Below are 22704 nucleotides of genomic sequence, written 5' to 3' on the forward strand. Positions count from 1 at the left end.
ATTTTTTAGCTTATTCCATATATGATATAAGCTGCTAACCATAAGGTAGCAGCTAAACTTTCCTAGTTTGCACATTCCTCTTGTTTATATCTCTTTTTTAATATAAATATGGCTATAGGCATCCATATCAATGTATATATCAGCATTTCCATAATATTTCCTTTTACAACCTCAAAGCTGAGTCCTTTTACTATAACCTCATCAAAGGGTCTTACAAAATATATTAGGGGCCACAGCATCTTTATTCCAGTAATCAGGGGAGCTGGAAGCTGATCCATTGTCCACAGATAACCGCTAGTGGCAAAGGTAGGCAGAGACAGCATAAAGGATATCTGAGCAAACTTCAATCTATCCTTTACCAGAGCTGCCAATATAATTGCTGGACAACTAATGGCAAGTATAAATATCAATGCCATTAAAAATGCCACCTGCATGTTTCCCTTAATGGGGATATTGAAAAAACTATAGGCAATGTATATCGATGTAAACGTAGATGCCAATCCCAAAGTTGATAAAACAATTAATCTAGCAAAAAGCTTTTTAAATGTCTTTTTACCAGCCAAATATTCTCCCTTTTTTACTACACTTATTCCTACCCCCGACAACATCACCTGTTGTAAAAATACTCCAATAAATCCTACTATAAGATAATTCATATATGTCATTTTAGGGTCATATAGAATCCTGTCGGTAAATTGAAATGGCATAGCAATATTGTATGATAAACTTGGTACTATTCCCTTTGCCTCAATTAATTTTATCTGTGTTCCTGCTGCAATTGTTTGAATTATACTTGCAGCCTGAGCATAAGCATTATTTCCCACAACCATATTGCTTCCATCTACAACTATCAGCACATCCGAAGATTCTAAGGTGGTTACATCCTTAGAAAAATCAGGGGGTATATATAACCCCATATGAACTTTACGTGAATCTATGAGATTCTTTAGTTCTTCTCTGGAATTTGTGTTATAACATAAATTAAATCTATCATCTTCACTAAACTGCTGTAGGATCATCCTGCTCATGCTGGAATTATCTTCATCCAATACTGCAATAGGAATATCCTCAACATAGCTATTCAAATAGGCTCCTCCAAATATGAAGGTTAAAAAAATTGGTCCAAGTACAAGCAATATTATAACATCTTTTTCAAAGATTATGCTTTTAAATTCTTCAAACAGCATCCTAAGAAATAGCAATTTTTTCCTCCTCCTTATTTGAAGAAATCCTTGGGATGTCTTCTTTCACCTTTATTATAAGAATACCTAATGCTCCTATGACAAGCACTACCATAGTAAATTCCAGTAGCCAAATTATATCTTTATTCATTTCTGAAATCGGTAGTCCTTTGAGAAACAAATCCCTTATATTGTCTGCATAATGATAAAAGGGATAAAAATTTGCCATTGATTTATATACTCTTGGCATGGATAAGACTGGCCATGTATATCCAACCATTATTGTATTTGGCACAAATATAACTGAATTTATCATTGTTGAGACTATAGAGTTTCTAATCCAGCTTGATATCATTACGCCAAAGGCTGCTACTGCCAAGGAAAGAAATATACTTAATATAGCAGCATCTAAAAATTGCCCCCTAAAGGTAACTCTAAATATTTTGTACTGAATTAAAATATTTAATAACAGAGAAATCCACCCCACAAAACCATAGAAAATGACCTTTCCCAATAAATACCCAAGTCTTTTTCCTTTTTCTTTTGCTATCTCAGCTGCCCTTATGGCTGATGCAGACATTATTGCAATTCCCGACTGTACTATTGCAGTCCCAAATCCTATATTTAAAAAGCTTTTATAGCTTCCCGTCGGATTATACAATGTTCTGCTGCTGAAATTAATGGCTAAAGCCATCTTTTCTGCCGTATCACCAGGAAGGTTTAATTTTGCCTTCAATACCTTCATCAATATACCAGTTTTTAGAGTTAAAAGTATTTCTGATGCATTTTTCTTTGCAGCTGCGGCGATGGGCATATGACTGCCATCATACACCATTAGTATACTCGGAGACTTCGTCTCTAGTACATCTTTACTAAAGCCCTTTGGTATAACCATTCCTACTCTAACCTTGCTGTCATCTATTAAGCCCTTTATATCATTGCTATCCTCAACATAATATTTGATATCAAACATATCATTTTCTCTAAATTGTTCTATAATCATTCTACTAAGGGATGAGTTATCTCCATCATATACTGCCATGGGGATTTTATTAATTATATCTTTATTAAATTCATAACCGAGTAAAATATTAGTCAAAAGAGGAATGATGATTATTACTATAAATATCATCTTTCCCCTCATCATTATATTGAATTCTCTTTTTATAGTAGTCCATAAGCTGCTTATCATGGCTTTCACCACCTATTTTAAGAACTGAACAAAGGCTGTCATTCCTGGTCTTAACACCTTATCATTATTTTCTATTTGTATCTTTACTCCAAAGGAAATAATGTCGAAATCTCCATTATCATTAGTTGCTCTCTTAGTTGCAAAATCAGGCTTCTTATTAATGCGTACTACCTTTCCCTTGAATATGTCCTCTGAAAAGCTTGGAACCTTTACCTTTACTTCCTGCCCTAAAGATATTTTTTCTAAATCTGTTTCCTTAATCTTAACCTCTACCCAAGGTTTATTAAGGTTAGTAATAGTTGCTATCGACATACCCGTAGATACAAGTTCCCCTTCATCTGCATTTACCTGTGTTATAACCCCATTTATAGGAGCAGATATCTTAGTATCCTTTAAATAGGCTTCTACCTCTTGAAGCCCTGCTTGAGCTTGTTCCAGCTTGCCCTTTGCCGCCTGTTCCATGGACAAAGCTTGGGTCACAAGAGCTTCAGCACTGCTTATATCCTCACTTCTTGCTCCTTCCTTAGCCATACTCAAGGTTTGTTTAGCAACCTCCAATTGTGTTTTTACCTCATCCTTTTTTTGTTCTGAAACTGCTCCTTTTTCAAAAAGCTTCTCTACCCTTTCATATGTAGAAGCCATAAGGTCATAATAGGCTTGAGCTTTTGCGATTTCCTGCTCTCTGGCTCCATTTTGTGCCTTTGCAAGTAAAGACTTTGCTGCCTTTACCTGTCCCTTTGCTGCTTCATGGGCTGCCTCAGCTGCTTTTACAAGGGCAAGGGCCTGCTCCTTCTTTGCCTGAAGCTCATCACTTGATATTTCAACAAGTAGTTGCCCTGCTTCTATTTCAACACCCTCTTCAACATATATCTTTCCAATTCTTCCAGGTATTTTACTGTTTATACTAACTTCCTTAGCTTCTATCACACCCTGTGCCACTATTCCCTCTGACTCATTGAATACATTAATTTCATTTTTCTCAGCAGCACCAGCACTACAACCTGTCATTAAGAGTAGTAATAGGCACATTGAAATAAATATATATTTATTTAAGCTTCTCATTTTTATGTCTCCCTCCAAAGCAAATAATTATTTTTACCATAGGAACAGTCCCCAAGGTTAATCTAGTTTTCTTAATAAATAAACTTTCCAGCATCATTATAATATTTTATTTTAGCTAAATTATAGTTGTAAATTATCTCCACTACCTTTTCTTCAACATTAGATAAATTCTCTTCAGCAGCCAGCACCTCAATGATTGTTCCTGCTGCTGCTTCAATGTCTAGTTTTTTAAGAAGGCTGGTTTCTACTCCAAATCCCTCTTTGTACTTATATTCAGCTATTTCAACATTTTCCTTAGCCTTTTCCACCATATCCTTTGCCTTCTCCATCATGTCACCGACAGCTATAAGGGTTTGATAGGATTGTCTTATTGATGCTTCTACATTTTGAAAAACTTTATCGTAGTTTAATCTTGCCTTCTTTTTAAGCAATGCTGCTTCCTTATATTGGAATGTGTTTGGAGTATATTTTCTATTTACAACTTCAAGATTCAAGTCATATACTCCAACTTCACCTAATGCCTTTTTTATTTCCAGTCTATTTTTGAGTCCGCTTTTTAACCCCTCCTCTAGGTTCGGTATTTCTCTATCATCCACTAAGACATCCGTAAGTACTATTTCTTTATCTAAAGGAATATTTAGATTTTTCTTAAGCTCTATAAGAGCATTTTCAAGGTCTGCTTCTGCTTTTTTATACTCTATTTGTGTCCCTTTATAATAGACATCAGTAAGCAGCATATCATCCTTAGCCTTCATACCTACCTCATAACTGTCCTTGGCAAATTCGTACTGTTTTTTAGCCCTTTCCATGGCTTTTTTCTTTACCTCAAGTATTTTTTGTGCCTTTAATACATCATAATAATTTTTTTGTATAAGCATGGCAATTTGATTTTTATATATATCATAGGATGCTGCTGTAACCTCATAGGATATATCAGCCATGGTTGTCATTAAATCCGCAGTTGAGTCGACATTTAATGATTGTAAGCTATCGAATTTCAGCTTTTCTGAAAGTGTTATTCCTGCATCCTGTAGTGTATCTATAAGGATTAATTCTCCTGAATTAATTTTCAGACTATTACTGTCTATTTCATCTTGTATGCCCGCCTTTATCTGATCTTTAACTTCTTCAGGCAAAGGTAAATTGTCGATGCTGGTTCCCTGTTTAATAACACTACCGTCGGGAAGCTGTATATCCTTTGGAGCTATTCCTTTGTCTAATAAGTCTTGAGCTTGATTTAATTGTTCTTTGCTTTCTCTTATCTTATGATCTCCATCCTCCAGTTTTTCACTTAAATATTCACTTCTATCCTGCTTCAAATCGCTTATATCTATTTCATTTCTTACTATTTTTAAATCGATGCTATTATCCAATCCAAGCTGCACAGCCTCTTCTATGGTTAAAAAATAATCCTTATCTTTTTTTATAGCATCCTCCTGTGCAAAAACTGTAAATGTATTAAACATAAGTAACATAATAACAAATGAAACTAATACCCTGTTTTTTAACATAAATCATTACTCCCTTCTACACAAAATTTTTATTGATTAAACCTGCTTGGAGCTTTTTAAATAAGTATAGTAGTTGACTCTTCTCTTCATCATCAAGAATAGTCATTACTTCCTTTGACCAAACCTTATATTCCTTTATAACCTTTTCTGTAAACCTTTCTCCACTATGGGTTATGACTGCTATTATTTTTCTCCTATCACCATGATGTTTTTTTCTTACTACGTAACCCTGTTTTTCAAGTCTATCCACAAGACCAGTTATATTTGCCTTAGTAACTAACATCTCTTTGCCTATCTCCGATAGGGTCATCCCTGCCTCGGAGGCGTTATATAAAATAACTAACAAATTAAACTTTGTACTGGATATATCAAATTCATTAAAAAACTTATTATGAATTTCTTCCAATATCTCAGCAGTTTTTTGAAGCTCAATAATGGTCTTGTTGGCAATATCACCTACCCAATTGTAGCTTTCAAATAATCTTTTAACCTTATTCACATCACACCTCCGTATATGTTATATATATATTTATATTATACACGTTTAAATTTAATATGTAAATAGTTTATATATTAACTAATTATAATAAAAAATCGACATTCAAAAAACGATTGTCGATTTTTATAAGTATTATTTTTGGTAGTTTCCCTACATTCCTTGTGTTCCTGCTCCAGAAGACATGCTTGTTCTTCCTACTCCTATGGAATCTTCAAATTTTAGAACTGCCAAATTATAATCTAATATAGCCTTAGAAAGTCCTAGTTTAGCTTGAAGTAAAGCAGTTTGAGCTTTTTGAACATCGGTCAATACGCTCATACCTACATCATAGGATAATTGGCTTAGTCTCAGTGCCTCTTCTGCTAGTTCTACTGATTTTTCTCCTGCCTTTATTTCTTCTTGTTTCTGTAATACATCTAGGTAATTCATTCTAACTTCCATCTCAATATTTTTCTTAGCATCTTTAAAATCTTTTTCTGCTTTTTCACTTTTAACTTTCTGTTCTTTATAGGCATATGTATTACCTGTATATTTCTTTTCTGTTATCTTAAAATTAAGCTTTGCAAGTTCATACCCAAACTCAGCTGCTTTGATTTCATTTCTGTTGGCCAAAGCCTTTGATATTGCATCTGCAATACTGTCAAGTTTAAATTCCCTATACTTTAATTCATCCTTTAGCTCTAGCTCAGTCATTATATCATTGCCCAATTTCACATTCAAAAGCATTTTTGCATTTTTTACAGTATTTTGTGCTGATTTATAATCGTTTTCTGCTTTTATTAAGCTCAATTCACTATTAATTACTTCCTGTTTAGCAATTAAGCCTAATTCAAATTTTTTCTTTGTCTTTTCATGCAAATCCTTTGTGATTTCAACATTAACTTTATTAATTTCCTCTAATTGTTGTGCTTGAAGCAGTCTATAGTAGGCTTCTTCTATGTCTGCCTTTAATTTTTCTACTGTAGCTTCATAATTTCTTTTAGCATTATCTAAGCCATATTCCCCAGTAAGTTCTAATAAACTTACTGATTGCAAGTAGGATGCAGTATCTTTTTTATCTGTATTAACTGATTTTCTTGCTTTTCTTAAAGCACTCCTATATTTATCGTAGTCAACCTCAGCTTGTTCCAAATCAAACTGTGCCTTCTTTATAGTTGGACTGTCCTTCATTATCTCATCGATAGCTTCACTTAAGCTTAAACTAACACCTTTATCTTGAAAATCCATACTATCAACAATATTGCTTTCACCCAAGGTAGTTCCTACCAAAGACAAACATACAACCAAAACAAGAATAATACTAGAAATATATTTTTTCATTAACTCCCATCCTTTCTATATACTGACTCGCTGGTCGGTTATGTTTTGATTTTATATTAATTAACTTTTTATGTCAACGTAAAAATTATTAATATTATATTAAATTATTTTTCAAAGATTATTTTTCCAACTCTATCAATGTATTCTTTAAGTTCTTTATGATGCCATAATATTTTTTCTTTATTAATTCTTTTGCTTCTATTGCTTTTTTTTTCATCATAAGTATGTTCCATCAGATTTCTTTTCTCTAATGCATCAATCCATAGATGTCCATCAGTAATTAGCTGTATCTGAAAAGCTGTTTGTATTGTTTTTCTTGGGCTTTTTACATCAAATCCTTCTTGCTCTAAATAATCTTTCATGGTTTTCCAAGCTAATTCAAAAGTATATTCTTTTAACAATAAAAGACCCTTTAAAGAGGTACTTCTTTTAAAAGGTCTTTTATACAGTCTTAGATCATCTACTATCACATTATAACACAAGCCTCTTTTCCTCAAACACATCCTCATTTATCTTTATAAAAATCTTATCAGCTTTTTTAAGCTTAGAAATGTCTTTTTGTGTCCTAACAGATATTGAGCCTTCTTTTACTAGATATTCCAATACAAGCTTTATATCCGTTAGCTTTACTTTAGTAGTAGTTTGAATATGTTCAAGGGTCGACATTAAGTTTCCATTATTATTAATAAGTAAAGTCAGTATCATATTAAAGGCATTCTGATATTTAATCTCAAACTTAATATTTTCAAGGGTCTGTAGCTCTTCCTCATTAAGCTTTAAAATATCTTGTGGCTTTGGAACAGGGATATTATATACATAAACTACATTATCTTCCTTATCCTTACCTATCTTAATAAGATTAAAATCAAGCAATAGCTTTAAATCATCTTGCCTATTCTCTGGATACTTAAACCCTAGGCTTTTAAGTAATCTCTTCTTTTCCTCAATAACCTTAGGAATGGCATTTTCTTCTTTAAGGTTGGCTCCTAATAATTTTTTAGTAGCCTCATCACCTCTTATTTTTTCTGTCTGTAAATATCCTATCATAATATACATTTTATAAGTAGTTTCTGGTAAATATCTAAGCCATAAATATTCGTGTATCTCCTTAGGCATATGAATAGTACCTTTTTTTTCCATGTTATTCCTCCTTAATCCTACTTTATTAAGAAATGCTTTGTTAATATTATCTTGTTAGAAGCAATCAATCTAAATTCGTATCTTCCTATATTCCAATTTTTATCTTGCTTCTTAATCTGAATATTAAATTCCCCTGCCTTGTTTAATTTAATCGGAACAGCTACTACCTGCTGTTTAGTTTCTATATAAACCATTTGACCAATAATGTCTATGGCTTTACCCTCAGGTATATTAACATTCAGTTTTATATTTATTTCTTCCTCTTCCCTCTTATATTCATCAACAATCATAAAGGGTATTGCTATTTGACCCTTACCTTCTACCCCTAAAACTAACTGGTAGAATCCATTTCTCCATCCATTCTTAGGTCTATGAAGGTTTATGCCAGCCTTGGCATCATTAACAGGTACATCAAATCTAGAAGCATTTTTTTGATCTCCATTATATATTAAAGCGGCCTGTATCTTATCACCTTTATAATCATTTATATCTAATTTAAATGATATATTTGGAGACTTATTGGAAAAGAATTTTACACTTAAATCTGTTTTCCTTTGGATTTCTCTCTTTCTTTTCATTTCTTCAAGGTCTACAGCATCTGTTACCATGAAATTTATAATAGAAGCTTCTTCACCAGCAACAAATATCTTTGCCTGATACCAGCCCTTTTCCCAATCCTTATCCTTAGGCTTTTGAAATTCTACTGGAAAAACTCCTTTAACTTGAATTGTCTTATCATATTCACTTAGTCTTTCCTCTAAACCATTTGAAAGATAATATAGTGCAATATCTACATCAATATTCTCAGTAGCATTTATATCTGCATTAAATCTAATCTGAGGTAGATTAGCAGGTATTTGTGGAAGGTGTTTTCTACTCACCTTATACTTATCTTCTAATTCTAACACCCGTTCTTCTCTTTCTTTTTCAGTAATTTTAGTTTCCTCTTTTTTATGGGACTTACTGCTCTTCTTTAGCCCAAATATATATCTTGTAGTTTCTTCCTTTATATCTTCAAGCATGTCATTGAAAAGATTAAAGGCTTCCCTGTTAAACACTCTAACAGGGTCTTCTCTACCAATGCCTTGAAAGCCTATTCCTTGTCTTATTTGCTCAACTACATCAAGGTGTTCAACCCATTTCCTATCTATATTCTTCATAAATATAAGTCTTTCTAAGTATCTAAAGCTCTTTTCTCCAATTTCCTTCTCTTTTTCACCATATATCCTTAAGCCTTCTTCATAAATATCTTTTTTTAGCTGAGCCTTTTCTAATTTGACTATTTCATCTAACTCTAAATCCTTTAAGTTAAATCGTCCGTTAAATCCAAGCTTATTATCTAAATAATCTTGAAGCCCAACTAAATCCCATTGTTCAGGATATTGTTGCTCACCTGTAAATACATCCACAGCCTTTTCAATAAGTCCCTTTATCACTTCCTTAATAAAGTCGCTCATATCCTCGCCATTAAGAATCTTATTTCTCTCATTATATATGGTCTCTCTTTGATTATTTAATATTTCATCGAATTCAAGGGTACTCTTTCTAATCTTAAAATTATAGTTTTCTATAGTTCTTTGAGTATTTTCAACTGCCTTGGACAGCATTTTATCCTCAATGGCTTCATAATCTGGCACTCCAAGCTTATCTACCATATCCTTTATTTTAGCCATTCTTTCTAATCCAAGCTTTTGGAATAAGCTATCTTCAAGGGAAATAAAGTATATGGATTCACCAGGATCACCCTGACGCCCTGAACGTCCCCTTAGCTGATTATCAATCCTTCTGGAATCATGTCTTTCTGTTCCTAGAACCAAAAGCCCTCCAAGCTCAGCAACTCCTTCACCAAGCTTTATATCTGTCCCTCTACCAGCCATGTTGGTAGCTATAGTTACGGCATTTTTTTGTCCTGCCTTCGATACTATCTCTGCCTCATCTTTATCCTGCTTTGCATTTAACAGTTTATGTGAAATCCCTCTTTTGTCCAGCATATCACTTAATATTTCAGATTTATCTATATATATGGTTCCCACAAGAACAGGCTGACCCTTCTTATGCCTTTTTTCTATCTCGTCCACAACAGCTTTAAATTTTGCTTCTTCAGTTTTAAAAAGTTTGTCTTCATGATCTATACGAATTAAAGGCTTATTGGTTGGTATAACAAAAACATCCATATTATAAATACTTCTAAACTCGCTTCTCTCGGTATATGCTGTACCCGTCATGCCAGACAGCTTCTTAAACTTTCTAAAATAATTCTGATAGGTTATGGTTGCCATTGTCTTTGATTCCTTTTGAATTTCTACGCCTTCCTTAGCCTCTATGGCTTGATGAAGTCCTCTGCTGAATCTTCTACCAGGCATAAGTCTACCAGTAAATTTATCTACTATCTGTATCTCTCCATCCTTAACAACATAATCCTGATCCTTTTTCATTATATAATTGGCATAAAGGCTTTGTCTGATATGATGCAAAAGCTCCATATTTTTTACATCCGCAATATTCTCCAGTCCAAAAACCCTTTCAGCCTTGTCCATGCCAGAGTCGCTAAGTGTTATAATTCTATTATCGTCATTGGTTTCATAATCGTCCTTCTTTAAACTCTTTACAAATTTATCGACTGTTATATAATACTGGGACGGTCTATTGCTTTGTCCAGAAATAATAAGAGGTGTTCTTGATTCATCTATTAAAATGCTATCAACCTCATCTATTATGGCATAATTTAGGCTCCTTTGAACAACGTTTTCCTTTAATACTGCCATATTATCCCTTAGATAATCAAAGCCAAACTCACTATTTGTGCCATAGGTTATATCACACATATAAGCAGCCTTTTTTTCATCAAGCCTCATCTCTCTACTTATTAATCCAACATTTAAACCCAAAAATTCATATATTTGCCCCATCTCCGCCCTGTCTCTTGCAGCAAGATAGTCATTGACAGTAACTACAAAAACTCCTTCGCCTGTAAGAGCATTTAGATAAGCTGGCAGGGTTGCAACAAGGGTTTTACCCTCACCAGTTTTCATCTCAGCAATATCCCCATTATGTAAAACCATACCACCTATCAATTGTACAGGAAAATGCTTCATACCAAGCACTCTATATGAGGCTTCCCTTACAACGGCAAATGCTTCCTCCAATATATCATCTAAGGTTTCCCCATTTTCAAGTCTATTTTTAAATTCTTCAGTTTTATTCCTTAATTCTTCATCGGATAGTTTTTCAATTTCAGCTTCACGCCTTAATATCTTTTCAGCTCTTTTCTCAAGCTGTCCTATTTTCTTGTCATGTGAATTAACCAAACTTTTCAAAAAGTTTTTCATTTTTTTCCTCCTAAAGATTGTCTATACAATTCCAAGTATAAAAGTTCATTTTTTCATTTTACCATTATTTTTTAAAGTTTTAAAGAAAACACATATCTATTTAATTTATTTTTAATATTATGATAAAGGATGTAAAAAACCTTCAACTTTTTATTCAGTTATAAATGTCATTTTTACAGATTTTACTAAGCTTTCTTGATTAACTGCTTTTATATCCTTATTTATTATTAGACTATATTCTTGACCTGACTCATAGTTGGCTATAGGAGTTATGATTATTCCTTTCTTATCGGACATTAGACTAATTTCACTTTGAATCTTTATGCCTGTTTTATCTACTATAAAAACATTGGAATCATTTATATGACTTCCATCTAACTCCATATTAAATCTTATAGTCCATTTTTTATCCAATGGGACATCGATTTTAGGCGAAAATTCTTGATACTCCTCCTCATGAATCCCCACAAGGGTCTTTACCGCTTCTACTGGATTCACTATCCCATATCCATAATAATCATCCCTACCATACTCACCTTTGTCTGTGGCAGTACTAAAAAGAATGTCCTCTATCTCCTTTGGAGTTAATGATTTATCTATGGTTTTAAGGAGTGCGCAAACACCTGCTACAAAGGGAGTTGAAAAAGATGTACCATTAAAATAGGCATATTTTCCATTACGGTCAGTAGAATAAATACCTTCTCCAGGGGCTACCAAGTCTACATAGGGATTATAATTTGAAAACCATGATACATCTTCAAGTTCATTCATGGAGCCAACAGAAATAACATTTTCATAGCTGGCAGGATATAGGGCTTTATTACCCTCCTGTGCCTCATTTCCAGCAGCGGCTACTACAACGATACCTGAATCTACTGCCCTCTGGATAGCAAGATTTTCTGTAGCTATATACATTTCTCCACCCATACTTATATTTATCACATCTACTTTCTTTTCAATGGCATAATTTATAGCAGCTATCTCCTCAGAAACCCATTCTCCAACCTTTAAAGGCAAAATATTGGCATCAAATTTACCTACTACCCCTGCAATCCCTATATTGTTGTCAGTCTGGGCAGCAATAATTCCTGCAACTGCAGTACCATGCCCATGAAAATCTTCTATATTATAATCATTTGATCTAAAATTATATCCATCAAAATCAATTCTGTTTACTAAGTCTTCATGACTGCTATTTATGCCGCTATCTATTACAGCCACTACCACCTCATTATTACCAGCACCCACATTTTCAATAAGCTGCCACGCCTTAGCAATATTGATATTAGGATTACCTAGTCCCCATTGCAAATCATATTCTAAATCATTTGGCATATAAAAAAAGCTTCTCCTTACATCCTCCTCCACACCTTCTATATACTCACTTTTATTAAGCTCCTCAATTACTTCCTCTACATCCTCCTTTTCATCAATAGAAACAATATCTATATTTAAGTTTTCAAGCCTTTTTATTTTCTTTATCTTGTCTTCAATAGCTTTAGGAATCCTTTCCAGTCCCCTGCCATATTTTTTAGTTTTCCTATGCTTATATCTCTCTTCTTTATACACTATTAATAATCTTTTATATTCCCTATTATTTATATCTCCATCAATATCTAATTTGCCTTCTCCATATGCAGAAGAACTTAAAAAAATTATCATGGCTATAAATATAAATCCTGTCAAAAGCTTCTTCATATCGATATTCCCCCATTTCAAATCCATATATACTTTGAAAGCCCGATATCTCATATATCAGGCCTTAGAAACAAGTATAGCGATTTTTTTATATGCCCTTCTTTATAAACACAATTAATTGTTTTTATTTATATAATCATCAATAGGACTAAAATCTTTAATATCATTTCCAATAAATATTAATATTTCAAGATTTCCAGCAATACTGCTAAGGGCACTAATATCTTCTATTTTATTATAGCTTATATCTAATTCAACCAATTTATCCAGGTTTCCTAAATAGCTAATATTACTTATCTTATTATATCCAAGCTCTAAGCTAGTTAAATTAACAAGTTTTCTTACTACACTAATATCTTCAATGCTATTAACTCTAAGATCTAAGCTTTCCAAGTTAACTAAATTCTTCAATAAGCTAATATCTTCAATATTATTAAAAGCAAGCTGTAAACTCTTTAATCCCGTTAGATATTGAATCCCTTCTAGATCGCATACTCCCTTTTTATTTACAGCCAGCTCTGTGATATTCTTAACATCCTCTACATAAACAACTCCACCTGGCTTATCTATTGCATCCCTTACAGCCGCTTCAATATTTCTATCTCCAAAATTGATAATTTTATTCAAAATTATATTGAACTCATATTTAGCCACAGCTTCTCCATCACTTGCTACAAGCAAAATCCTATCCATGTCTATATCTTTATTGGCAGTGTATCTAAAAATATTATCATATAAATCTCCAAGAGTTGCTCCAAAAATAAGTGAATCACCATCGGGATCACTAAAAATAGTATTTAAATCTAGGGTTATTACTTCTCCTTCCTTCACAATTATATCTTCAATTTCATTTATTACTTCTGGAGGATGATTTATACTTATGGTTGTAAATTCCATCTCTACTTTTTCCCTTAGATAATTTCCAGAGGTAGATCTTACCTTATTATTTATATGTATACAATAGGTTTCTCCATAATCGTAATTTTCTCTTGGAATTATATATACACTTCTTTTATCCTTTCTCAGCTTTACAATGGAATCCACAACCCCTCCTTTGGAATCCGTAATATATATATTATTGGTATTAACAGTACTTTCATCTACCTCCATATTAAATTCGATTGTCCATGTTTTTTCGATTGATATATCGGTTTTCGAAGGCAGTTCTACGGCATTTACTGATAAAGTCGCTGCTAATACCATGATTAATGTTATTATAATTACCTTGGCTTTCTTCATTATCATTTCCCTCCCATATTAATCTACAACAAATTCCATTATTACAGGCTGTACCAATTCTTTTTGGTTATATGCTTTTACGTTTTTTGTAATTACTATTAAATAAGTATTTCCAGTGGTATACCCTTTAGATGGGTGATGGATTTTCACGGTTTTATTATCATTCAATAGTTCTACAAAGGATGTAAACGCCTCACCATTTTCTCTATTTTTTATATAAATATTTTCATTATTTACAGTTTTAGAATCCAGCTCTTGATTAAATTTTATTATCCAATCCTTTCTATATGAAACTCCTGTCTTTGTAGGAAACACTTCATAATCCTCATAGGCACTAGATATCTCATATTTTTTATCGACTAATAATACATCATAATAGTCTATCATTTCATCATAGTTCATGTCGAATCTAATCATATCTTCAGTAGAAGTATCATTTCTATGCTTGTCTATCTCCTCAACATCATATCTATCGGTTTTTCCATTACCATTAAAATCGCTATCTCTCATGCTTTTGATCCAATTCATGGCTACCCATCCTGTGCTTAACTCTCCGTTTTCATCAATGGGGCTGACCTTGTACCTTATGTATCCATTATGCAGTGCAGGACCATTTACAACCATCATACCTACCCTTGGAGACAAAGCATCTATCTTTTCCCAATCATCATTTCTTAGAGATAATCCGTATTTTGTCATGTTTATTACTATGTCCCCATATTTATAGGTATTTAATTCACATATGTGATAAGGTTGTGGCGTTGCAAACATTTCATACTTGTCTGGTAATCCTGTCTCAGGCAAGTCATTCTTATCTATCTTAGTTATCTGTTGTCCAAACTCACTTTCAGCATAATCTAAAACCTTATTTTGATAAGCCTTATTCTGTACCCAGGTTTTATGTTCATATGGTATCATATTTGGATTATTACACTCCGACCAACCATTATATGCCCAAATTGCAAAATACCAGTTTTCCATAATCCTAGGGTCACCATCCCCGATTTGGGGTATAAGTGGTTTGCTTCTAAAAGCATATCCCCATTTGCTTAGCAATATATCTGCCCCAGCTTCAATATTATATCTTATATCATATTTGAGCTTGTATTCATCATATTCCCTATGTATGCTTGGTGTTACCTGCATTATCCCATAACTTATACCATCAAAGCTTACAAGGGGTTTGCCATTTTTAAACTGCCTTAAATTACTTTCTGTATATGCTATAGACTTTAAAATAATCGGTGGAATAGCCCTTTCCATAGCTACCTCTTCAATTAATGCTTCTATCTCACTTCTATCAGGATTTTCATAATATATATAATAATCCTTTTCAGGCTGCTCCTTCTCAAGTTCTTCAATATTTTTAAAGCTTTCTATATCTATTATGAAGCCTTCTTCTTCTAAGCTATATATGTATTCACTTATCTTATATTGACTAGGTACAGCATTGGAATCTTCTTCTAAGTATATAGGTGTTTTTTCGATAATTTTACCTTCATGGATCTCTAATATACCTTTATATATATTGTTTCTCTCAAATATTACCCTTATATCTTCAATATTTTTTATATCATATATCTTATAGCTCAAATAAGAGCTTGTCCCTTCGTCCTTAACAGCTATAATAATTTCTAAGCTGCCATCCTTCGTTAAGTCTTCATATAAAATATTAGAAAGGTAACCAGTATAATCAATAATATTATCCCCAATACTTATTTCCTTTGTACTTCTATTTATCTGAATCTCTGTTTCATTCTCCCCATCTAAATCCTTATCTATAAAGGATAATTCTAAATTCATATAATCCCGTTCTTGGGTTACAATTTCTTCACCAAAGGAAATTACATGATTAAAATACAGTATATAAACAACAGCAACTATTAATATAACTTTTCTGATCCCCAAATTCAACTCCCCCTTGATATGGATATGGTTACTATTAAATATTATAACATAGGATGAAGGAGCTTTTCATGGAATTTAAACAAGTCAATAGTAACAATTTTAAATAAAGGAGAATCCTTTAAAGACTCTCCTTCATAATAATTCATTAATTTATATTCATATCAATAATCATACTGTAAATTGTATCAGTATACTCATCATATAAAAATTTCACAGTTGGTTCGGAATTTCCTATTTTGCTTTCTAATATTTCAGTCAATGTTTTCCTACTAGTATTTAAAGGTAAATATCCATCTTTAAAAATATACTGTACCTGAGAATCTACTGTGAACTCCCTTATATCTCCATGAATTTCTATATCTAAACCTTCTTCCCCAACAGTATCAATGCTCTTTAAAGTCCCTTCATCAAAGGCGTCTGCATATTCGCTATCGATAATTGTCATCATTTTTACCTCGTCGCCATCTTCTACATACATGGCTATCAGAGCATCTTCATCTATATCATCTATCGATACTTTTTTATCATCTTCATATACTTCTGTATCATTGTGAACATAATAGTAATCGTCATCGACTTGAATTCTATTTTTAATTATTTCCTTTATTTGACCTGCAACAAACTGTAAATCTTCATCCTGTGAGACTTTGAGCTTATTAGAGGTTGTAATCTGATATAATACCAATTGCCCACCTAAACATATCTCCTCTGATTCATCGTCTAACTCAAATTTCAATTTGTCTTCTGATCCGTGATTATATAGTTCGATATACCTTTTACTTCCTAGCTGATAACTATCAATAACATAGCCTAGACTAGTCTTATCTTGTAGTCCTTCTAAATTATTCCATATATACAATGCCTTTAATACTCCACCTTCTTCATCCATTATGACATCAATATCATCAATAACCTCTGCTTCCTTAAACTTGTTCCATGATATTTTTGTTATTTTATTATGGTTATGCTGTGTATAATCAAAAAACACAGTATCAGAATCAACTTCGTATTTTTTACCATTAATAATGGCATAATCAGTTCCAAAATTATCTCCAGCTCTAATTTTTGATATTCTATTAACCTCGATATAATCATCTTCGATATTATCACTAAATTTCTTCAGTTTACCCGACTTGCTAATTGAATATTTTATTATACTTCCAATTGGGATATGCTCCTTAACCCTACTATATTCATCTGCATCTTCAAAATAATATGTGGTTTTTGATCCTGTTTGTGTATATATTTTTATTCTTTCATTAGCTTCATCGTACCACATCAATACCCCATACTGATCAATCTTTAAGTTTATACTGCTTTCCAAATAAACGACTTCATTTCTCCAATTTCTAAATACGCTAACTTGAGCATTATAAAAATCAGTCAATATATTTAATATCCTACCCGATACATCCTTAGCTGTTACAATTTTTTTTCCACCATCATAGGAATATGAAAAATTGTCATCTATATCAAATTTTGTTTCATTTCCTTTTATGGTAAAAGATATATTTTGCCCATTAATGCCTCCCAAAATCTTTTCAAATCTTCCTGTTACCTTATCCCGCCATACATATAATGAAGCTTCCTCTGTATCTTCATCCTCTGTGGTAATATTAATAACATCACCCTTTAATATCTCTGTAAAACTTATTGGTCTCTTAATTTGTCCTTCTATCAAATAGATATTTGGAGAATCCTTAAGATTATCAAAGGATATATATTTTGTACCGTCCTTCATGGTGTAAACACATTCCAGCATTTTCTTTTCAGCCTTCACTTCCTTAACCAATAAGCTATCATGTTCCCATGTGTTTAGGTTTGCATATGTTATCTTGTTCCCATCAATTGTATAAGTTCCAAAAACCTCATCATTTAGATATTGTCCATAATCTTTATCATCAATTTTTTTGCCATCCACATATATGTCAGCATCATTTGCTATATCCAGATATTTATTGATTCCTGATAATTTTATCTTTCTAATTGGTTTCTCATGGTAATCATTTACTATTATTGCGTTTTGAACCATGTTTGCATCAGTTTGATTCTCTAAATCTAAAGTGTTGCTTTCTTGAAATAAAATATAGCCATCATCATCAATAAGAAATGTTGCCTTTATCCCTATTAATAAATCTAGCTTACTGATATCCCTTATTTTAAATATTTCCTCTTCATCTTCTTCTAGTAATTTTCCGTCATAGTATATGTCCTTGGTTAACCTAACCTTAACAGCATCTTCATCATCTTCCTTTACCTTTCCTATTATAAAGACATCCTCAAGCTTTTGTATATTTTTTGTGATCTCTAATAGAGTTCTATCGGATTTTTTAATACCTCCATTGACACTGGATACCACGGGTTCCATATCCAAGGCTCTATCCACAATTACTGCCACCATTCCTCGGTTGACAACACTGTTATAATTTAAATTAATTCCCTTTAAAATACCTTCTTGCCCAGCCTTTGAAATGTAATTATAGGGCCACTCACCATATAGGTATTCATCTCTATAGCCTAATCCTCTTAGGATTATGGTTATAGCTTGTCCTAGGGTCACGTTCTCATCAGGTTTAAAGAGACTATCTCCATAGCCCTTTATTATTCCATGGTTTACGGCAATGTTTATATAAGGAGCAGCCCAACTATCAGAAGATACATCTTTAAACTTAGTATTCTTCGCAGTAATACCTATAATATCATCATACCCTAGCATTTCCACAACAATTTTGGTAAATTCTTCTCTGGTTATGTTTTGTTCTGGATGATATTGCCCATCTTCTTTTCCATTAACTATACCTAATGCCATCAATTTCTCAACAGATGCCTTAATCTCCTCCCCTGATATAACAACTTGTGGCTTTTTATTTATATAGGCTTGATCGGAATTTGATTGACTAGTGTTTGTTTGGCTCGAATTTGTTACTTTACCCTTTATAGTATCGGCAAATATGTTTAGCTGAGTAATCAAGAATATACCTGTAATTATTAATATCATCACAGTCCTTTTAGTAGACTTCATTTTATTCCTCCTTAAGCTTTAAAAATGACTAATTCTATCTTATTATAATAGAATTAGTCATTTTATGCAAAAAAACAAACAAACAAAAATTTAACTCCTAAGGCGTAAAATTTAGCATAGTTCATGTAAAATTCATACTGCATACTTTTCTTTATTGTAAGGAAAATTTAAGATAGATGGCATAAGCATAATAAAATCCCTTTCCATAGCCCATTCTCTATCTAAATTAATAATGTAGAAGCGTTCATTATTTTAAATTTATTTAAACACCCATTATATGGCAGGAACATAAATTTATTCTCCAATAGCTTTCTTTAATCTTTCTATAAACTTATGATCTTCCTCAAATTTTTTGAATGTATCATCTGCATAAATCACATATTGCTGTATTCCCTTTTGTGATTTTTCTATACTATCTAGCCTTTTACAAAGTTCTTTTTTCATTGTCTGTTGCTCTGTTTTCATTTCCTGTTGTTGTTTTTCTATATTGTCAAGTTTATCAAGAATCAGCTCTAATAATTTTTCGTGTTTCATTTTTAAATCCCTCCTTTAATAAATCAATTATATCAAAATCTATAACAATAGTAAAAATATTGTTAATATATAAAATTGTTGAAATAAATGAGAAATCACACAACAACCCGTGTTAACCACAAGAACTGTCCCACCTATGTTATATTCTTCTAATAACTCCAAAGCTAACCCCAGTCAACCTTTCTATTTGTCTTATAGATAATCCCTTTTCTTTACATTTCTTTATTATTTTATTCCGCTTTTCATTTTTAAAGTTTTGGATTTCCAAAGGACTTTTAACTTCAGCTATTCCCTTTATAAATTCTGAAGCCTCTTCATCATTTAACCTCACATTTTGATTATATTCTAGACAAACATCATTATTCTTTTCTAAGTTAAACCCTTTAAACAAAGCTATCGCTTTTTGTCTATCTTCAGTAAATAGTGAAAGAGCCATTTCTATATCGCATATCATCGGCTTTGCTATGTATTCTCTGTAACTACTCCAGGGATATTTTGAAATATCTTCAACTATTCCTGCTTTTAATGGGTTTTGATGTATATATCTAAGTACTGTTAGAAAATATCTATCATTTTCAACTACTTCACTTTTATATCTATCCTGAAATAAATGACCATGTCTATTATATTTCCAATTATACCAATATACATAGGTTGCCCCAATCCTTCTAAAAATAGTTCCTAAGTCTTCTTCCCCTTCTTTTATTAAGAGATGTATATGGTTACTCATAAAACAATAAGCATAGATCTTATAGCCACTTACTTTTTTATTGTCCTTTAATGTTTCTAGCAGCTTTTCATAATCCTCATCATCTTCAAATATTCTTTGTCTATTGATCCCCCTTAGAATAACGTGGTATATCCCTGTACTGCTTTTCTCTCTTGCCCTTCTTGGCACTTTTTTTCACCCCTGTTTTATTATGGCACATTAAAGAAAAATGACACAAAAGAAACGTCCCCTTGGCCAGTCCCTTTTGGTTGCAATCAAAAATAAAAATCCAGTTTATTTTCTTGTTATTTATGGTATAATAATAAAAAAGGTAATCGAATTCGCAAAATGCTATTGCCACTAGACGATTAAATTTATTTACTTAATCACTCTGCATGACCGTGCATGGTAATTACTTGTTTTGGTTATTATTCCTATCTAAATAGGAGATAAGGGATACAGTAAATATGTCAAACATTATCATCATAGATATTGCCTCATATGTACTCATATCGCACCACCTCCCTTCTTTTCTGAGGTAAGGTGGCAACCCATACCCTGCTTTTTATCCGATTACCGTAGTGCTATTTTATCAAATTTATTTTTTGTTTTCTAGATATTTTTTATGCTTTTGGAGATTTAATATAATAAAAATGCTATTCCTTAAAATTATATTTAAAGAATAGTCTTTTTTTGACTAAACTGGCTACAAAAACTGTCCCTACTGTGTATGCCTACTGTTCATGAGTTAGTTCTATTCACCAGCAACCTTTTTTAGTTTTTCAATAAACCTATGATCTTGTTCAAATTTTTCAAATGCTATTTCTGAATTAAGTATAAATTTCTCTATTGATTTTTGACCTTCTTTTACTCTATCTAATCTTGCTTCTACTCCATCTAATCTTGCTTCTACTCCATCTAATCTCGCTTCTACTCCATCTAATCTCGCTTCTACTCCATCTAATCTCGCTTCTACTCTATCTAATCTTGCTTCCACTCTATCCAATTTCATAAATATTTCTTTCTTCATTTCTTGCTGCTCTTTTTCGATATTCTCTAGCTTATTAAATATCAATGTCAATATCTTTTCTTGCTCCACTAAAATACCCCCCCTTCTCTATCTCAATTATATCAAAACATTTTTACTTTAGCCAAAACAAAATATCTTTCCCATGCTATACGATAATAGCATCAAATTATCTTAACAACCAATAAGGAAAAAAGATAAAGGTTACAAGAAAATCTTCTCCTGTCACCAAACCAATAAAACAACACAAAAGAACTGTTCCCTTGTGTCGTTTAAATAACCTTAATGTAAAAACTTTTTCAAATCATCTATATCTTTATATTCTAAGACTTTATCTAAAATTATATCCAAATTTATCATATCTAATTTTTCTATCTTTTCTTTAATTTCATCTGGTAAGATTCCAAAACGTTTTGTTAAAAACTTTAGCACCGTATTAACCTTTTCATCTTTACGTCCTTGTTGTATACCTTTTTCATATGGCTCTCTATATAGTGATGATTGCATTAATATCTCCTCCTTTACATATTTTTCATACTTGCTTTCTTTGTAAAGTTTCTTTACACACTCCACCGTTAGATAATAATAATCCTTATCTTCTAATCCTTCAACAACTTTTAGGCATTCTTCTATATGCTGTTCTTCATCTATTTCATCATGCTTCATAAATACTCTTAGAGGATATAAAACAATTTTTCTCTGTTTCAGTACTTCGTTTTTATCTATTTCGTAAGCTTTAATCACTTTATACTTATATTTAAGAACATCTAAATTTTGTACTTTACTCTCAAAGGTTCCTTTTATATTCTTTACATTTTCTGGCTTCTTTAATACTACCAAAACTTGATATATAGGTAAGTCATTATGCCATTTAATGTAAGTATAGTATCTTAACATTCTCTTCATCATTTCTGTATTACTTTTATATGCTGTCTCAAATTCTATATGAAGAATGAAACTCTCAGAATTCATATTGACCTTTGCCAAAAAATCCATTTCTCTCATATCTGGTACAGATAGTTGAGTAGGTTCTAGGGAAACTTCCTCGGCATCTTTAACAGAGGGTAATATAAATTCTGCTATTCCTCTATAATCTTTCTTTTCCAATATTTTAATAGTTTCATCATAAGTTTGTGGTCTTGTTTCGTATGACATTTAGATATACCGCCCCCCATTTTAATTTTATTATACCACAACCCGACTTATTGAAAAAACTTTTTCACTGATTTTTAAGTACCGTCTTAACCTCATTCTTAAACCCATACTTCTGTAAATACTCGATAAGTGCTCCTTCCATGACTTCTCTTTGGGTTACATTCTTTTCTTTACTAAA

General features: G+C 32.2%; 18 protein-coding genes. All 18 read right to left on the reverse strand.

The annotated features are described in order from the left end of the window. Nucleotides 1–62: 62 nt before the first annotated feature. The 18 genes from BUB36_RS01705 to BUB36_RS01785 all read right to left on the reverse strand — a co-directional run bounded on the left by BUB36_RS01705 (nucleotide 63) and on the right by BUB36_RS01785 (nucleotide 22526). The gene (locus BUB36_RS01705) at nucleotides 63–1202 is read right to left on the reverse strand and encodes an ABC transporter permease (protein ID WP_073146666.1); all 1140 of its coding nucleotides are present in this window, start codon (nucleotides 1200–1202) and stop codon (nucleotides 63–65) included. Further along, nucleotides 1189–2373 (reverse strand): ABC transporter permease, encoded by a 1185-nt coding sequence (locus tag BUB36_RS01710; protein ID WP_073146667.1) that lies wholly within the window; start codon nucleotides 2371–2373, stop codon nucleotides 1189–1191. The genes BUB36_RS01705 and BUB36_RS01710 overlap by 14 nt, the downstream gene beginning before the upstream one ends. Nucleotides 2374–2385: 12 nt before the next feature. Beyond that, a complete protein-coding gene (locus tag BUB36_RS01715) occupies nucleotides 2386–3435 on the reverse strand; it encodes an HlyD family secretion protein (protein ID WP_073146668.1) in 1050 nt (349 codons plus the stop codon). A 71-nt stretch (nucleotides 3436–3506) separates the two neighbouring features. Next, a complete protein-coding gene (locus BUB36_RS01720; RefSeq protein WP_073146669.1) occupies nucleotides 3507–4946 on the reverse strand; it encodes a TolC family protein in 1440 nt (479 codons plus the stop codon). Between the two features lie 16 nt (nucleotides 4947–4962). Continuing rightward, entirely contained in the window at nucleotides 4963–5445 is a 483-nt protein-coding gene (locus BUB36_RS01725) for a MarR family winged helix-turn-helix transcriptional regulator (RefSeq protein WP_073146670.1), read from the reverse strand. Between the two features lie 150 nt (nucleotides 5446–5595). Continuing rightward, the gene (locus BUB36_RS01730; protein WP_073146671.1) at nucleotides 5596–6765 is read right to left on the reverse strand and encodes a TolC family protein; all 1170 of its coding nucleotides are present in this window, start codon (nucleotides 6763–6765) and stop codon (nucleotides 5596–5598) included. 104 nt (nucleotides 6766–6869) lie between these two features. Continuing rightward, a complete protein-coding gene (locus BUB36_RS01735) occupies nucleotides 6870–7235 on the reverse strand; it encodes an HI0074 family nucleotidyltransferase substrate-binding subunit (RefSeq protein WP_242655699.1) in 366 nt (121 codons plus the stop codon). Between the two features lies 1 nt (nucleotide 7236). After that, nucleotides 7237–7905: a DUF6042 family protein gene (locus BUB36_RS01740; protein WP_073146673.1), complete on the reverse strand. Its 669-nt coding sequence runs from the start codon at nucleotides 7903–7905 to the stop codon at nucleotides 7237–7239. A 17-nt stretch (nucleotides 7906–7922) separates the two neighbouring features. After that, nucleotides 7923–11234: a preprotein translocase subunit SecA gene (gene secA / locus BUB36_RS01745; protein ID WP_073146674.1), complete on the reverse strand. Its 3312-nt coding sequence runs from the start codon at nucleotides 11232–11234 to the stop codon at nucleotides 7923–7925. A gap of 150 nt (nucleotides 11235–11384) precedes the next feature. After that, nucleotides 11385–12932, reverse strand: coding sequence for a S8 family serine peptidase (locus tag BUB36_RS01750; protein ID WP_073146675.1), 1548 nt, complete (start codon nucleotides 12930–12932; stop codon nucleotides 11385–11387). Between the two features lie 114 nt (nucleotides 12933–13046). After that, nucleotides 13047–14171, reverse strand: coding sequence for a leucine-rich repeat domain-containing protein (locus BUB36_RS01755; RefSeq protein WP_073146676.1), 1125 nt, complete (start codon nucleotides 14169–14171; stop codon nucleotides 13047–13049). A gap of 18 nt (nucleotides 14172–14189) precedes the next feature. Further along, nucleotides 14190–16079, reverse strand: a complete 1890-nt coding sequence (locus BUB36_RS01760) for an Ig-like domain-containing protein (protein ID WP_073146677.1) — start codon at nucleotides 16077–16079, stop codon at nucleotides 14190–14192. A 145-nt stretch (nucleotides 16080–16224) separates the two neighbouring features. After that, the gene (locus tag BUB36_RS01765; protein ID WP_073146678.1) at nucleotides 16225–19101 is read right to left on the reverse strand and encodes an S-layer homology domain-containing protein; all 2877 of its coding nucleotides are present in this window, start codon (nucleotides 19099–19101) and stop codon (nucleotides 16225–16227) included. Between the two features lie 294 nt (nucleotides 19102–19395). After that, complete coding sequence (locus BUB36_RS01770; protein ID WP_073146679.1) at nucleotides 19396–19635, reverse strand: hypothetical protein; 240 nt, start codon at nucleotides 19633–19635, stop codon at nucleotides 19396–19398. A gap of 139 nt (nucleotides 19636–19774) precedes the next feature. Continuing rightward, complete coding sequence (locus tag BUB36_RS01775; protein ID WP_073146680.1) at nucleotides 19775–20533, reverse strand: REP-associated tyrosine transposase; 759 nt, start codon at nucleotides 20531–20533, stop codon at nucleotides 19775–19777. Nucleotides 20534–20756: 223 nt separating this feature from the next. Next, nucleotides 20757–20855, reverse strand: a complete 99-nt coding sequence (locus BUB36_RS20095; RefSeq protein WP_242655700.1) for a putative holin-like toxin — start codon at nucleotides 20853–20855, stop codon at nucleotides 20757–20759. A 243-nt stretch (nucleotides 20856–21098) separates the two neighbouring features. Beyond that, nucleotides 21099–21443: a hypothetical protein gene (locus BUB36_RS01780; protein ID WP_073146681.1), complete on the reverse strand. Its 345-nt coding sequence runs from the start codon at nucleotides 21441–21443 to the stop codon at nucleotides 21099–21101. A 210-nt stretch (nucleotides 21444–21653) separates the two neighbouring features. Next, a complete protein-coding gene (locus BUB36_RS01785) occupies nucleotides 21654–22526 on the reverse strand; it encodes a DUF4351 domain-containing protein (RefSeq protein ID WP_073146682.1) in 873 nt (290 codons plus the stop codon). Nucleotides 22527–22704 lie beyond the last annotated feature (178 nt).

Source organism: Paramaledivibacter caminithermalis DSM 15212 (assembly GCF_900142245.1).
Lineage (GTDB): Bacteria > Bacillota > Clostridia > Peptostreptococcales > Caminicellaceae > Paramaledivibacter > Paramaledivibacter caminithermalis.

Excerpts from the sequence above, each read along its gene's own strand:
- BUB36_RS01710 (WP_073146667.1), bottom strand. The coding sequence starts at position 2,373 with ATGATAAGCAGCTTATGGACTACTATAAAAAGAGAATTCAATATAATG.
- BUB36_RS01715 (WP_073146668.1), bottom strand. The coding sequence starts at position 3,435 with ATGAGAAGCTTAAATAAATATATATTTATTTCAATGTGCCTATTACTA.
- BUB36_RS01720 (WP_073146669.1), bottom strand. The coding sequence starts at position 4,946 with ATGTTAAAAAACAGGGTATTAGTTTCATTTGTTATTATGTTACTTATG.
- BUB36_RS01730 (WP_073146671.1), bottom strand. The coding sequence starts at position 6,765 with ATGAAAAAATATATTTCTAGTATTATTCTTGTTTTGGTTGTATGTTTG.
- BUB36_RS01740 (WP_073146673.1), bottom strand. The coding sequence starts at position 7,905 with ATGGAAAAAAAAGGTACTATTCATATGCCTAAGGAGATACACGAATAT.
- secA (WP_073146674.1), bottom strand. The coding sequence starts at position 11,234 with ATGAAAAACTTTTTGAAAAGTTTGGTTAATTCACATGACAAGAAAATA.
- BUB36_RS01750 (WP_073146675.1), bottom strand. The coding sequence starts at position 12,932 with ATGAAGAAGCTTTTGACAGGATTTATATTTATAGCCATGATAATTTTT.
- BUB36_RS01755 (WP_073146676.1), bottom strand. The coding sequence starts at position 14,171 with ATGAAGAAAGCCAAGGTAATTATAATAACATTAATCATGGTATTAGCA.
- BUB36_RS01765 (WP_073146678.1), bottom strand. The coding sequence starts at position 19,101 with ATGAAGTCTACTAAAAGGACTGTGATGATATTAATAATTACAGGTATA.
- BUB36_RS01770 (WP_073146679.1), bottom strand. The coding sequence starts at position 19,635 with ATGAAACACGAAAAATTATTAGAGCTGATTCTTGATAAACTTGACAAT.
- BUB36_RS20095 (WP_242655700.1), bottom strand. The coding sequence starts at position 20,855 with ATGAGTACATATGAGGCAATATCTATGATGATAATGTTTGACATATTT.
- BUB36_RS01785 (WP_073146682.1), bottom strand. The coding sequence starts at position 22,526 with ATGTCATACGAAACAAGACCACAAACTTATGATGAAACTATTAAAATA.